At 61.5% G+C, this 13,360-nt stretch carries 11 protein-coding genes; 4 read left to right on the forward strand and 7 right to left on the reverse strand.

From position 1 onward, the window contains the following. Position 1: 1 nt before the first annotated feature. The 7 genes from AB6B39_RS15085 to AB6B39_RS15115 all read right to left on the reverse strand — a co-directional run bounded on the left by AB6B39_RS15085 (position 2) and on the right by AB6B39_RS15115 (position 9,154). The gene (locus tag AB6B39_RS15085) at positions 2-721 is read right to left on the reverse strand and encodes an MBL fold metallo-hydrolase (RefSeq protein WP_284372303.1); all 720 of its coding nucleotides are present in this window, start codon (positions 719-721) and stop codon (positions 2-4) included. 272 nt (positions 722-993) lie between these two features. Next, positions 994-2,475 carry a histidine--tRNA ligase gene (hisS, locus tag AB6B39_RS15090; protein WP_284372301.1) on the reverse strand — a complete coding sequence of 494 codons (1,482 nt, stop codon included), beginning with the start codon at positions 2,473-2,475 and terminating at the stop codon, positions 994-996. 40 nt (positions 2,476-2,515) lie between these two features. Further along, positions 2,516-2,893, reverse strand: coding sequence for a response regulator (locus AB6B39_RS15095; RefSeq protein WP_284372299.1), 378 nt, complete (start codon positions 2,891-2,893; stop codon positions 2,516-2,518). A gap of 107 nt (positions 2,894-3,000) precedes the next feature. Then, complete coding sequence (gene pgi / locus AB6B39_RS15100; protein WP_284372297.1) at positions 3,001-4,536, reverse strand: glucose-6-phosphate isomerase; 1,536 nt, start codon at positions 4,534-4,536, stop codon at positions 3,001-3,003. Positions 4,537-5,572: 1,036 nt separating this feature from the next. After that, positions 5,573-6,961, reverse strand: coding sequence for an NAD(P)-binding protein (locus AB6B39_RS15105; protein WP_284372295.1), 1,389 nt, complete (start codon positions 6,959-6,961; stop codon positions 5,573-5,575). 113 nt (positions 6,962-7,074) lie between these two features. Further along, a complete protein-coding gene (locus AB6B39_RS15110; protein ID WP_284372293.1) occupies positions 7,075-8,127 on the reverse strand; it encodes a formylglycine-generating enzyme family protein in 1,053 nt (350 codons plus the stop codon). A gap of 181 nt (positions 8,128-8,308) precedes the next feature. Then, complete coding sequence (locus AB6B39_RS15115; protein WP_284372291.1) at positions 8,309-9,154, reverse strand: class II aldolase/adducin family protein; 846 nt, start codon at positions 9,152-9,154, stop codon at positions 8,309-8,311. Here AB6B39_RS15115 and AB6B39_RS15120 point away from each other — a divergent pair. From AB6B39_RS15120 to AB6B39_RS15135, 4 genes are read left to right on the forward strand one after another with little or no spacing between them, the layout of a single operon-like run. Next, the gene (locus AB6B39_RS15120) at positions 9,153-10,205 is read left to right on the forward strand and encodes a hypothetical protein (RefSeq protein WP_284372289.1); all 1,053 of its coding nucleotides are present in this window, start codon (positions 9,153-9,155) and stop codon (positions 10,203-10,205) included. The two genes, AB6B39_RS15115 and AB6B39_RS15120, sit on opposite strands and share 2 nt — an antisense overlap. Further along, positions 10,202-11,251 (forward strand): aromatic ring-hydroxylating oxygenase subunit alpha, encoded by a 1,050-nt coding sequence (locus AB6B39_RS15125; RefSeq protein ID WP_284372286.1) that lies wholly within the window; start codon positions 10,202-10,204, stop codon positions 11,249-11,251. The genes AB6B39_RS15120 and AB6B39_RS15125 overlap by 4 nt, the downstream gene beginning before the upstream one ends. Positions 11,252-11,260: 9 nt before the next feature. Beyond that, positions 11,261-12,418 (forward strand): dipeptidase, encoded by a 1,158-nt coding sequence (locus tag AB6B39_RS15130; protein ID WP_284372284.1) that lies wholly within the window; start codon positions 11,261-11,263, stop codon positions 12,416-12,418. Continuing rightward, on the forward strand, positions 12,415-13,350 hold the full coding sequence (locus AB6B39_RS15135; protein ID WP_284372282.1) for a M28 family peptidase: 936 nt from the start codon (positions 12,415-12,417) through the stop codon (positions 13,348-13,350). Before AB6B39_RS15130 ends, AB6B39_RS15135 begins: the two co-directional genes overlap by 4 nt. Positions 13,351-13,360: the final 10 nt, after the last annotated feature.

Genomic DNA, 13,360 nt, shown 5'->3' on the forward strand with positions numbered 1-13,360 from the left:
CCTAGCCGGGACCCGAACTATTCGGGCCCATCGTGGCATTCTCACCGACGAACGGATTGGTGCGACGCTCCTGCCCGAAAGTGCTCATATTGCCGTGACCCGGAACGAAGCGCATATCGTCACCGAGCGGGAACAGCTTGGTCTTGATACTGTCGATCAGTTGCGCGTGATTGCCCTTGGGAAAGTCGGTCCGCCCGATCGAGCCCTGAAACAGAACGTCGCCGACAAAGGCGATCTTCATATCCTGATTGTGGATCACCACATGGCCCGGTGTATGGCCCGGTGTGTGGGCGACGTCGAAATGCACACCGCCCAGTTCCAGCCGGTCGCCATCATCCAGATAGCGGTCCGGCACGACGGCGCGACCCATGCCGGGGTGACCATAGCGCGCCCAGTGGTCGGCGATTTCGTCCATCCAGAACTGGTCGTCCTTATGCGGCCCGATCACAGGCACATCCAGTTCCTCGCGCAACTGGTCCGCGCCGCCAGCATGATCGAGATGGCCATGTGTCAGCCAGATCGCCTTTAGCGTCACACCATGCTCGTCCAGTTTGGCGCGCAGCTTGTCGACCTCGCCGCCCGGATCGACGAAGACGCCTTCCTTGGTCTCGGAGTCATAGAGAAGCGAGCAGTTCTGCTGAAACGGTGTGACAGGGATAATCTTGAGCTCGAGCATGCCCGCCATGTCGCGCCCGTCGGCCCCGGCGTCAACGTCCGACATGACAATTCGGACATTCAGATAAGGTTCAGCGGTGTTTTCTTAAGACGGAGATGGGCCGTTTCTTCGGTCTCTCTCTTTTCGACTCGCCCGGACGCTTGCGTTCGGGTTTTTTTTTTGTGGCTCCGAACGGTTCAGCACCCGCATAGTCTCACAGATATGTCAGCCTATCGTCATGCTGTCGTCACGATTGAGGCGTTAAGAGAGGCCATCCCTTGACTGGCGGCTTGTGCCTCTCCCCTTCCCCTAGACGACGCACAAGCCGCCCCCCTTTTTTACGGCTCCGCCATCATCTCCCGGATCGCCGCGACAGCGTGGTCGCGCGCGACCGTCTGCTGTGCCGGGCGGGTTGATTTCCATTCTTCATTGGTTTCGATCGCCTTGGCCATTTCCGCGCCTAGGAACAGATCCTTGATCGTGACCTGCCCGTTTTCAGCCTCGTCCGAACCGATCAGCACAGCCAGTTTCACGCCGCGCCTGTCGGCATATTTCAGCTGCTTGGTGACATTGCCTGAGCCGGTAAAGACTTCGGCGCGAATGTCTGCCGCACGCAGCTCCGCCGCCAGTTTGAAATAATGCGGCAACAGTCCCCGATCGAAGACGGTGATCAGAACAGGCGGCTGTGCGGCGACGGCCATGGCATCCATCCGCTCCAACGCAGAGACGAAGCGCGATACACCGAAGGAGAATCCCGTCGCAGGCACTGGCTGTCCGCGGAACCGCGAGACCAGATCGTCATAACGACCGCCGCCGCCGATCGAGCCGACCCGCACGGGGCGCCCCTTCTTGTCGGTAATTTCCGCCAGCAATTCGAGCTCGAAGACCGGGCCGGTATAATAGCCCAGGCCGCGCACGACTGAAGTGTCGAAGCTGACCCGCTCCGGTCCGAAGCCGGTGGCTGTCAGCAGCCGGTCGATCTCGGCCAGTTCATCGACGCCCTGCTTGCCACGGTCCGATCCGCCGACCAGACCCGACAGGGTCGCAATGGTGGTTTCCCGGTCGGCGGAGGCCGTAGTGAAACCCAGTACGGCCTTGATCCCGTGGGCGGTTAGTCTCGCCCCTTGCGTATAGTCACCGGATTCGTCTTCCCGGCCTTCGCCGAGCAGCGCCTCGACCCCGTCTTCGCCCAACCGATCGAGCTTGTCGATCGCGCGGAGGACCTGCAGGCGCTGCGTCGCACCGGCATCTGTATTGGGCACGCCGGACGCTTCCAGAATGCCGTCCAGCAATTTGCGATTATTGACCCGGACGGCATATTGATCGTCGCGCAGTCCGGCTGCGCGCGCAATCTCTGCGGCGACCATGATCATTTCAGCGTCGGCGACAGCTCCGCCCGCCCCGACCGTGTCCGCATCACACTGGGTGAACTCGCGGAACCGTCCTGGACCGGGTTTTTCATTACGGAAGACAGACCCCGCCTGATAGCGGCGATAGGGTTTGGGGATGGCGTCGTAATGCTCCGCCACGAAGCGGGCGAGCGGCGCGGTCAGATCGTAGCGCAGGGACAGCCATTGCTCATCATCATCCTGCAGCGCGAACACGCCGACATTGGGTCGGTCTTCATCGGGCAGGAATTTTCCCAGCGCGTCGGCATATTCGAAAGCAGGCGTTTGCAGGGGCTCGAAGCCGAAACTGTCATAGACGGCGAAAGCCTTCGCCACGAGCGATGCTTCGGCCCGGATCACATCGGCGGGACGATCTTCGAACCCCCGCGGACGGCGGGCTTTGGGACGAAAGGGTTTGTTCTTTTTTGCCATGACGGCGCGGCCCTAGCCGCCCGCCCCGCAGGCGGCAAGCCTAGCCGTCGGCTCCACTGTCTTTCAACGCGGCGAACGCCGCCCGGATGTCATCCTGCAAATAGGGTTTTTTCAACATTACCGTATCGCGGTAGCGCTCCGGGAGAACGGAGGCATCGCTATAGCCTGTCGCGAAGACGAAGGGGATGTCGCGTTCCTCCAGCGCATCGGCAATCCGAACCGATGTTTCGTCACTCAGATTGAAGTCGAGGATCGCAGCCGTGAAGCAACCCTCATCAAGCAGGGCGAGGGCATCGTTGCAGCTATTGGCGACCTGGGAGCTGGTAGCGCCGAGGTCGGCGACAAGTTCCTGGGTATCCATGGCAATGATGAAATTGTCTTCGACAATCAGCACATTGCCCGTGAAGACGGGGGTCAAGGGCAACTCCTTCTGACCGACTGTGCGTCCCGTCCAAAAACGCAGAGGCGGCATAACAAATGTTATGCGCACCTAATGCGAAGTCAGTTATCGTTCAATAACATAGGTCATCGAACGCTCGAAATCAGTGCAGATGTCGACGGGTCGTGATCGCCGGTTTTACCCCCCTCTATTTCGCTCAGAATCGTATCCGCCAGAACCTTCCCCAGCTCCACGCCCCACTGGTCGAAACTGTTCACGCCCCAGATCACGCCCTGAACGAACACCTTATGTTCGTAGAGCGCGATCAGATGACCGATGGCGGTCGGTGTGAGCGCATCCAGCGTCAGCGTGGTCGACGGGCGATTGCCCGGAAAGGTCTTTTGCGGCGCCAGGCTGTCGAGATCGTCCCGCTCGGCATTGTCCCGGCGCACCGTCGCCTCATCCTTGCCCAGCATCAGTGCTTCGGATTGGGCAAAGCAATTGGCCAGCAGCGCCCGATGATGATCCGGACGGTTCTCATGGTCCGTCAGCACAGCCACGAAGTCCACGGGCGCGCCTTTGGGACCCTGATGCAGCCACTGGAAAAAGGCGTGCTGACCGTTCGTGCCTTCATCGCCCCAGATCACCGGACAAGTCACCCCGGCACCGGTGCCGTCCCGGCCTGCGCTTTTGCCGTTACTTTCCATTTCCAGCTGCTGCAGGAAGGCCGCCAGTTTGCGCAGGCGGCGCGCATAGGGGATGACGGCGAGACTGTCATAACCGTGCCCATTGCGGTTCCATATGCCGATCAGCGCCATCAGCACGGGCATATTCCGGACTAGCGGCGCATCGCGGAAGTGACGGTCCATCTGCGCCGCCCCGTCGAGCAATTCGCCGAACAGTTCCGGCCCATAGGCGATGGCCAGCGACAGACCGACTGCGCTCCAGACCGAATAGCGCCCGCCGACCCAGTCCCAGAAGTCGAATATATTGTCCGGATCGATACCGAAGGCAATCGCCCGGTCTGGATTGGCCGAGACCGCCAGCACATGATCCTTGGGAGAACAGTTCGCAGCCGCGAGCCAGGCGCGAACACTCTCGGCATTCATCTTGGTTTCCTGCGTCCCGAAACTCTTGGACACGACGATGACGAGGGTGCGTTTCGGGTTGAGCCCGGCAATGGCATCGTTCACGGACGCGCCGTCGACATTATTGGCGAAATGCAGACGCGGTGCGGCCTTGGCTGTTGCGTCAAACGCATCAGCCACCAGACGCGGCCCCAGATCCGACCCGCCGATTCCGATATGGACAATATCATCAAAGCAACCGGACTGGCGCAGCTCGGCGGCGAATGTCGCGATCCGGGCACGCATCGCCGCAACATCATCCGCCACGGCCTCGCCGCCAACGCCGCGCAAGGCCGTATGCAGCACGGCGCGGTTTTCTGAACTGTTGATCGGTTCACCGGCAAACAGGCGCGCCCGCCAACCCGCAACATCGCGTGTTTCGGCGAGCGACAGAAGCGCGTCCAGATCCTCTGCGCTGACGCGCTGCTTGGAGAAATCCGCCCTGAGCGGCCCGACCTGCAGCGCCATCCGGTCAAGCCGGTCCGGTTCGTTGGCGAACAAGGCTGTCAGGTCGGGGGTCGCTGTCGCGCGGGATGTCAGATCGTCAAAAGTCATGAGCGGCGGTTAGGCGAGAGCGCGGTCGCGTTCAAGCCGTGAGCGTGAGCCTTTGGGTGCCCGGATCAAAGCCGATCAGTGTGAATACACGCTGCGCCTGCTTTATTGCGTTTTTGGCCACACGGCACTGTCCTGCCGCCCATCGTGGGGTCGACCTGAAGAGGCGCTTCTTGAAGAAGCACGAGGCGCGGGCTCTCGTCCCTTGCGGGAAAAAAGCAATGAACACCCTTTTGCAACGAACGAAAGCCCGCGCGTCGGTTTCCGGTGCAGTCACCAGCAGGGATACGTGTCCGGTCGGTCGCAAACGAATGACGACGGTCTCACAGCCCTTCGCAGCGAAGGACGGCTCAAAGGCGCGCGCCGCCAACTCGTCCGGCACAGCCGGATATTCACGCTCCCCACGGGCATTCGGGCCTCGGTCTGCGGTGCATGTCGCAAACGTCCGCCATCCAGACCGGTCTTGTCGAACATGCCTTGCGGCCTGTTCGGCACGCCGCTGCGATGACGCGCCCAGCCCGGACCCCCGGAAGACCCCATCCCCACCACGGTCATGCAACCGCCTCGTGACGAAGGAATGGATCGTCAGATCATAAGCCCGTTTCGAGAGGCGGGGATGAGGGATTCAAGTCACATGCAATGACAGGGGCTTAGTCGCAGAACTACGCGGGATTCCGATCAACCCGGTGATCGCTGCCGACTCTTTTTCCTTGGCAATTTTTCCGCCCCGTCACTCTTTTCTCCTCTTCCTCCTCTCGCCTCTCCCGCACACCTCTCCTCCTCATCCTCTGGCTCTCCCCTCCCTTTCATCCCCCGGCTTGACCGGGGGATTCATCACGGGACGGCTGGGCTGGCCGGGAGGGTTGGGAGATGAATCCCGGATCATATCCGGGATGAGGGAGAGAGGGGAAAATCGATCCATGCTTATCGCCTCAAGGACCGCTTGCGTTTCAACGCCTTGCTGGGCCCCTCGCAAATTCAGTCGCCCTCCCCATTTCCCTATGGTCCGCATTCCCTGTCATCGTCAGAGACATAAGCCTCAACCGACAAGATAGCTCTGAAGCTTCATTGCGGCGGGCATGGCGTTCTTGCGGAGTCGGGTGAGAATGTCGACGATCTCGGGGTCATCCTTGTCGGCACTGGCGATAAGGCCGGAGAAGCCGTCCAGACGGTTGGTCCGGATCCAGCGCTGCAGCACCTTATCCTGCGACCAGATCGCCTGGTTCATCATGTTGGCTGCGGCCATGCGCACGAAATCGTCGAGCCCGTCCGGCAGCGGTACGACGCCTGCCTTGGCGTTCTTGTCGGCGTCGGTTCCGCCCAGCCCTTCGAGATGGGCGATAAAGGAAGCGGAGAAAGTCGGCTGATAGGCACGCACGGTCTGCAATGTGATCCGGCCCGGCTTGAATATGGCGGTCGTCTTGCGATTCTTGACCGCCGATGCCGAACAGTCGACATGAACATGATCCGGCGAGGTTGGCAGCGTCCCGCGCGCCAGCGTGATTTGGTCGCGCCCGATATGGCTGACGCGGCCCAGGCGGATCACGTTTTTGATACTGCGCAGAGCCTCCAGTTCTGCCCGGCTGATGGTCGGAGCGTGGAACATTTGCGGGCGAATATCGGGGTCGAGCCGAACGAAATAGCCGCAGGCTTCGAGCCGGTCGAACATGTCGTCGCGACTGGTGGATTGCGCCATGGCTTCGAAGGCGGCGGCCTGCACGCCCATGGTCTGCTTGAAGAATTCGGGTCGCGTCTGGGTCGCGGCGCGGTCATGCATCCAGCCATCGCGCGAAATGATCCAGGTCAGCTGATCCGGGTCTGCGCCCTGTTCCAGTAGCCATAGCAGCGCGTCAATCCCGGTCTTGCCGCCGCCAATGATGACATAGCCGGCGGGCGGCGTATCCAGTGTGGCAATCCCGCCGCAGGGCATGAACTGCACACCGTCATCGACGTTGAAACTCGGCGTATGATTGGCCGGAACGCTATTCTGCCAGTAGGTGCCGTCGACCAGCGTATCGAATGCGATCTGTTGCACGGCCCCGGACCGGACATTCTTCACCAGCCCTTCGCCCTGATAGTCATGGCTGGGCAGATAGGTCACGCGCCCGGATGGCAACAATGTGTCGCGCATCACGGCTTCGTAATAGGCCTGAATTTCCGGCAGGGTCGCGAGGTCCGCCAGGCCGCGATTAAAGCCCGTTCTGTCAATCTGGTCCCGGCTCAGCTCCCGCGAGGCGACGCCGTAAAAGCTCGATGGCTGATGCAGGGTCACGAAGGGATAGGCGATATTCCAGTGGCCGCCCGGCCTGGGGTGGCGATCGATGATTGTCAGCGTCTTGTCGGTTTCCGCAATCAGCGTGTCGGCAAAGGCCATGCCCATCGCCCCGGCCCCGACAAGGCAATAATCCGACGTCATCATTTCGCTCATGCCCGTCGCTATGCGCGCTGTCAGGCGTCGGGGCAAAGAAAAATCAGAACCGCATCAGAGCCGCATCATAGCTGCATGGGGGGACGGGCGGCTCGCAGGCGCGCGTGTCCAGCCTAGCGGCGGATCGGTTGCAGCGGCGCGACCGGATTGGTCCGGACCACCGGTCCCGCACCGGGCTGCATCGGCGGACGCGGGGGTGTCGGGATCGTTCGTGCCAGACGGAAGCCGAAATCGTCGTAGCGGTGATCCTTGGTATAGCGCAGCCGTTTGGCGGCCCGCATCTGATAGCCATGCGTCACCCAGGACCCGCCGCGAATGATGCGCGCGTCGCAATTGCCATCCCGGCGCGGCGCCCCGTTGCCGGGATTGCCCTTGTGACCTGCGACATAGCAGTCGCTGACGAATTCATAAACATTGCCGTGAATGTCATGGACGCCGAAACTATTGGCGGCATAGCTGCCGACCGGCACGGTCTTGCGAAGATATTTGCCCGGTGTCGATCCGGGCCCATAAGGAAATTCGCCGTTGAAATTGGCGAATTGTGCGCTGATCGCGCGGCCTGATCCGGTCGAGAAGGGTAATTGCTCTCCGGCGCGGGCGACATATTCCCACTCCGCCTCGGATGGCAGGCGGTAATTGCGCCCGGTCTTCGCATTCAGCCACTTAATATAGCTCTGTGCGTCATTATAGCTGATATTGGTGACCGGGCGCTTGCCGCGTCCCCAGCCATTATCTTCGGGTCGGAACCCGTTGCAACCGCCGGCTTTCACACATTCGGACCATTCTGCGAACGTCACCTCATAGCGACCGATCTCGAACGCGTAATCGATTGTCACGGGCACTTGCGGGCCCTCATTCCGGTCGCGCTTGCTCTGCGAAACCGGGCTACCCATCATGAACCGACCGGGCGGGATCACCACCATGTCGGGACCATCGGCAGGTGGCACATGATCGATGATCGGGCGCATCGTCTGGGGCGGCAGGGCGCGCGCCGCCATCTTGCCCTGTTCGCGCGCGCGACGCAGGCGGGCTGCGGGGCGGTCGTCAAGGGCATTGATGTAGGGATCGGGCGTCGTCTGGGCCTTGGCGACAGACAGGGTCGGCCCCAGCCCGCTCATCGCGACCAGGCACACCAGAGCACTTCCAAATACAAACCCAAGTCTCACGACAGTCTCCACCGCATTCTGCGCCCCTCACGCGTGCCCTGATAACCCGATAGCCCCAATTCCTGCGTTACTGGCAATCGGTTTAAGGAGCCAGCGTTAAGGAAAGACTATTTACAGTTGGTCATCTGCAGTCGGCCCGCGCGCATTACAGTGCAGGTTTCATGCCTTTAACGGGCCGATGTCAGTGATCATGTCCCGGATTGGTCCGGGCGAGCTTGCGCATCAAACCCGGCCAGACGAGATTATCCCCCATGCCCGGCATGAAGGCGGCGGCGCCTTGCTGATAGACTTTGGCACCCATCTCAGCCGGTTCCTCGATCAGATTATCCTCGCCCGCAGCCTGCGCCAGAATCTGCACACGGCAGGCATTTTCGAGGAAATAAGTCCGCAGGAAGGCCGTGCCCGCAGACGGGCCCAGCGTCAGCGTACCGTGATTGCGCAGCATCAGCAGGCTCTTGCTGCCCAGATCGGCGACGATGCGCTCACGTTCGTCCAGATCCAGCGCGATGCCTTCATAATCATGATAGGCGAGGTCATCATGGACCTGCATCGCCATCTGCGTATAGCGCCGCAATCCGCCTTTCTGCGCACTGACGGCCATGCCGTTGGCTGTATGCACGTGGATCACGAACTGTGCGTCGTCGCGCGCCAGATGGACGGCGGAGTGAATGGTGAAACCCGCCGGATTCACGAAATAGGGCGTCGCCTGCTTGATCCCGCCATTGCCATCGATCTTGACCAGGCTCGACGCCGTCATTTCGTCGAACATGACGCCGTAGGGGTTGATCAGGAAGCGGTGTTCACCGTCCTCATCCGGCAGGCGCGCGGAAATATGGGTGAACACCAGATCGGACCAGCCATGCATGGCGATCAGGCGGTAGAGTGCGGCCAGATCCTTGCGGATGCGCCATTCCGTGTCGGAGACCTGCCCTTCGAGCCGGTCGATCTGTGTCGGATCCGGAATATTGAAGCCGGGCGTTGCTTCCATCGCTTGTTGGATCTTCTTCTCATTGGTAGGGGCGTTCATGGGTTTTCTCCGTTCAAGCCTTTCGTCGGTCTTCGGATCAGTCTTGCCGCATTCCGCAGGCGGCAGCAAGCGCGACACCATCACACAGCGGATCGTCGGCCAGACATCTGACGGGCGCGATCTGATCGAGTTTACCATGCGCGCGCCGTCAGGGCTGAGCGCGGTCTGGCTGAATTACGGCGCGACATTGACGCAGCTTATCCTGCCGGATGGCACCAACATCGTCGTCGGCTTTGACGATCCGGTGCGCTATCTGTCCAACCATCCCAGTATCGGCGTGACCATCGGCCCGGTCGCCAACCGGATCGGTCGTGCCCGCTTTTCGATCGATGGTGAGATCTTCCAGACGGAGCCCAACCTGTCGCCAAATACGCTGCATAGCGGCGCGGCGGGCTGGCAGCACAGGCTCTGGGACGTCACCGTCGTGGACGGCATGCTCGAGTTTACCCTCGACGCCGACGATGGCGATGGCGGATTTCCAGGCGACCGCCAGACCGTGATGATGGCGCAGCTGGCTGAAAACGCCCTGCGCCTGGAATGGTTCGTCAGCACGGACAGAGCCACACCGATCAACATCACGCAGCACAGCTATTTCAACCTGAGCGGCAATGTCGGCCAGCCTATCGACGCCCACGCCCTGCAGAGCCATGCGACCCATGTCACCCAGACCGATACGGATCACATTCCGACCGGACAGACACTGTCCGTCACGGACACCGCGCTTGATTTCGGCGACCCGCAGGAGATCGGCGCGCGCGTAATCGACAATAATCTGCTCGTCCCCGGTGCGGGCCTGCGCGATCTGGCGGCGCTGACGGACGGGGTGCGGACCCTGTTCCTGCAATCGGATGCGCCCGGCTTTCAGCTCTATACGGGCGAAGCGCTGACGGAGGCCGGTTTCATCGCGCGCGCTGGCCTGGCGCTGGAACCGCAATCGCCGCCCGATGCCGTTAATCAGCCGGTCGACGGGATCGACATGGTGCTGCAGCCGGATAAGGACTGGCACCTGACCATTCAGTATATTCTGCACGGACCCGGACTGCCGAAATGACCGACTTCGTTCACGACATCTGGTATTTCGGTGCGCTCGCGTCCGACATTCCCAAGCGTGGCCGATCGGCGGGCCTGCACCGCGTCATCATCGCCGGAGAGCCGATCTGCATCGGGCGTCGTGAAGACGGCAGCGTCTTCGCCATGCGCGACATCTGTCCGCACCGCGCCGCGCCCTTCTCTGCGGGCTGCCTGACGGCAGGCGGCGTCCAGTGCCCCTATCATGGCTGGGTCTTCGACACGCAGGATGGACGCTGCACGGAGATACCGGCGCTGACGCAGGACAGCGCCGTCGCGCCGGAGAAAATCCGCGTTCGCACCTTCCCGGTGGCGCAGACGGGACAAATTCTCTGGATATGGTTCAGCGCGGATAAGCGTTTTTCCGGCGAGCCGCCTTTCCCGCCGCCGCTATTTCCACTGGTCGAGACCCGGCCCGTCATCGATGACGGTGTGCGTCTGAATTGTCATGTCGATCACGCCGTGATCGGTCTGATGGACCCGGCACATGGGCCGTACGTGCACAAACAATGGTGGTGGCGCAGCCAGGCCTCCATGCACGAAAAGGCCAAAGCCTTCGAACCGCGCGAGCGGGGCTTCGCCATGGCCGCGCACAGCCCGTCCTCCAACTCGGCGGCCTACAAATTGCTGGGAGGAAAACCCGTCACGGAAATCACCTTCCAGCTGCCCGGCATTCGCACCGAGCATATCCGCGTCGGCGACAAGACCGTCCTGTCCTTTACCGCCGTGACGCCTGAAGACGCGACCCACACCCGGATCCGGCAGCTTTTCTTCACAGATCATGGCCTGTTCAAGGCGCTGTCGCCCGTGCTGGCCTTCGGGGCGAAAGCCTTCCTGCGGCAGGATGGCGACATGGTCGATCTGCAGGCGCAGGGTTTGCGCTTCGATCCCAATCTGATGCTGATCGAAGACGCCGACACACAGGCCAAATGGTATCACCAGCTCAAGAAGAACTGGGCGAAGGCGCAGCAAACCGGCAAACCCTTCGTTAATCCGGTCAAGGCGCGAACGCTGCGCTGGCGGAGTTAGGGAGACAGGATGCTGAAGAAAATCCTTATCGGACTGGCGATCCTGCTCATTGCCGGCTTTGCCTATCTGCAGCTCGTCTTCGTGCCGAAGACCGATGCCAGGATGAACCCGCTCGTCGAGCTCGGACCCCATCCAGTCAGCGCCGAAGCGCAGGCCCTGCACGATACGCTCTATGTCGCGGACATGCATGCGGACAGCCTGTTGTGGCGGCGCGATACGTCCAAACGCCATGATCATGGTCATGTCGATCTTCCGCGCCTGCGCGAAGGCGGCGTGGATTTTCAAATCTTCTCGGCTGTCACCAAATCTCCGCGCGGACTGAACTTCGCTGAAAATGCCGCCGATGCGCCGGATGATATTACGCTTCTGGCCATCGCGCAGCTCTGGCCGGTGCGGACATGGCAATCGATTTACGAACGCGCCGCCTTTCAGGCGCAACGTCTGGCCCGTTATGAGCGCCAGCATGATAACCGACTGGTCATTGCTCGTACCGCCGCCGACCTTGAACAGCCGGACGGCGTGCTGGTCGGGCTGCTCCTGACCGAAGGCGCGCACCCGCTGGAAGGCGATATCGCCAATGTGCAACGCCTGTTCGATGAAGGCTACCGCGCCATGGGGTTGCAGCATTTCTTCGACAATGCGCTGGGCGGCTCCCTGCACGGTCAGAGCCAGGCCGGCTTGACGCCCTTCGGCTTCGAGGCCGTCCGCGAAATGTGGCGGCTCAACATTGCCGTCGATCTGGCCCATGCGTCCGAAGCGGTCAGCCGCGACGTGCTCGCCATGCCGGAATCCGGTCCCGTATTTATCAGCCACGGCGGCGTCCGCGATGTCTGTACCGTTAGCCAGCAGCGCAACCTGCCCGATGAGGTGCTGGTCCAGATTGCAGAGCGCGGCGGCATTGTCGGGATCGGCTATTTCGAAGGCGCGATCTGCGATATCTCACCCGAAGGGATCGCAAAGGCCATGCGCAAGGCCATCGATCTGATGGGGGTCGAGGCGGTCGCGCTCGGCTCCGACTATGACGGAACGGTCGCAGTCGCCTTCGATACGTCGGAGCTGGCGGTCATCACCCATCAACTGCTCGAAACCGGTCTGTCCGAGGCGGATATCCGCGCCATCATGGGCACCAATGTCCGCCGCTTCTTTTCAGAAAGCCTGCCGCAATGAAACATCTTGTCCTGAGTGCTGCCCTGCTGCTGAGTGCCTGCAACACGGTCGAGCCGCTTCCCACAGCCGATACGCAGATCGCAATCGAGGCCATGCGCGTTCTCTCGGACGATGCCATGATGGGCCGTGCCGCCATGACGGACGGGGCTGCGATGGCGCAGGCCTATATTACGGAAAGGGTGAGCGATCTGAATGACGGCGTTGCACCGACGGAGCACGCCTTCACCCGCACGGTGACGCGTCGCAGCGGCGAAACGCGCGACATTCGCGGAACCAATCTGATTACCACCTTGCCGGGCCGCACGGCTGACGGCCCAATTCTGGAGATCACAGCCCATTTCGATCATCTCGGCATGACCGAGACAGGAGACGTCTATAATGGCGCGGACGATAATGCGTCCGGTGTCGGGGCATTACTGGCGATATTGGCGAGTTTCCGCGACGCCCCACCGACCCATGAAGTCCGCCTGATCTGGCTGGACGCCGAAGAAATGGGCCTGAGCGGTGCGCGGGAATATGTCCGGACGGAAATTGACGACCGCCCGCGCCTGAACCTTAATCTCGACATGATCGCGCAGAATGATGAGGGCGTGATCTATGGCTCCGGCACGTATCACACGCCCGCGCTCGCGCCCTTTGTCAAACAGGCCGCAGCCGGCACCGGATTGAGCGTGAGGCTCGGTCATGACCGTCCGGAGGACGGGCCGAATGACTGGACCAGTCAGAGCGACCATGCCGCCTGGCACGCCGCCGGAATTCCGTTTCTCTATTTCGGTGTCGAGGATCATCCGCATTACCATCGCCCCAGCGATACGTTCGAAACAATCCCGCTGGATACGTACGAAATGACCGTGCAGCTGGCGGTCAATACGGCGCACCTGCTGGATGACAATCTGGCAGAGCTTGCCAAGGCGCGGTCAACCGAACCTTAAGCCCGACGCG

Source organism: Algimonas porphyrae (assembly GCF_041429795.1).
Taxonomy (GTDB): Bacteria; Pseudomonadota; Alphaproteobacteria; order Caulobacterales; family Maricaulaceae; genus Litorimonas; species Litorimonas porphyrae.

Excerpts from the sequence above, each read along its gene's own strand:
- AB6B39_RS15085 (WP_284372303.1), bottom strand. The coding sequence starts at position 721 with ATGTCGGACGTTGACGCCGGGGCCGACGGGCGCGACATGGCGGGCATG.
- hisS (WP_284372301.1), bottom strand. The coding sequence starts at position 2,475 with ATGGCAAAAAAGAACAAACCCTTTCGTCCCAAAGCCCGCCGTCCGCGG.
- pgi (WP_284372297.1), bottom strand. The coding sequence starts at position 4,536 with ATGACTTTTGACGATCTGACATCCCGCGCGACAGCGACCCCCGACCTG.
- AB6B39_RS15105 (WP_284372295.1), bottom strand. The coding sequence starts at position 6,961 with ATGAGCGAAATGATGACGTCGGATTATTGCCTTGTCGGGGCCGGGGCG.
- AB6B39_RS15120 (WP_284372289.1), top strand. The coding sequence starts at position 9,153 with ATGGGTTTTCTCCGTTCAAGCCTTTCGTCGGTCTTCGGATCAGTCTTG.
- AB6B39_RS15115 (WP_284372291.1), bottom strand. The coding sequence starts at position 9,154 with ATGAACGCCCCTACCAATGAGAAGAAGATCCAACAAGCGATGGAAGCA.
- AB6B39_RS15125 (WP_284372286.1), top strand. The coding sequence starts at position 10,202 with ATGACCGACTTCGTTCACGACATCTGGTATTTCGGTGCGCTCGCGTCC.
- AB6B39_RS15130 (WP_284372284.1), top strand. The coding sequence starts at position 11,261 with ATGCTGAAGAAAATCCTTATCGGACTGGCGATCCTGCTCATTGCCGGC.
- AB6B39_RS15135 (WP_284372282.1), top strand. The coding sequence starts at position 12,415 with ATGAAACATCTTGTCCTGAGTGCTGCCCTGCTGCTGAGTGCCTGCAAC.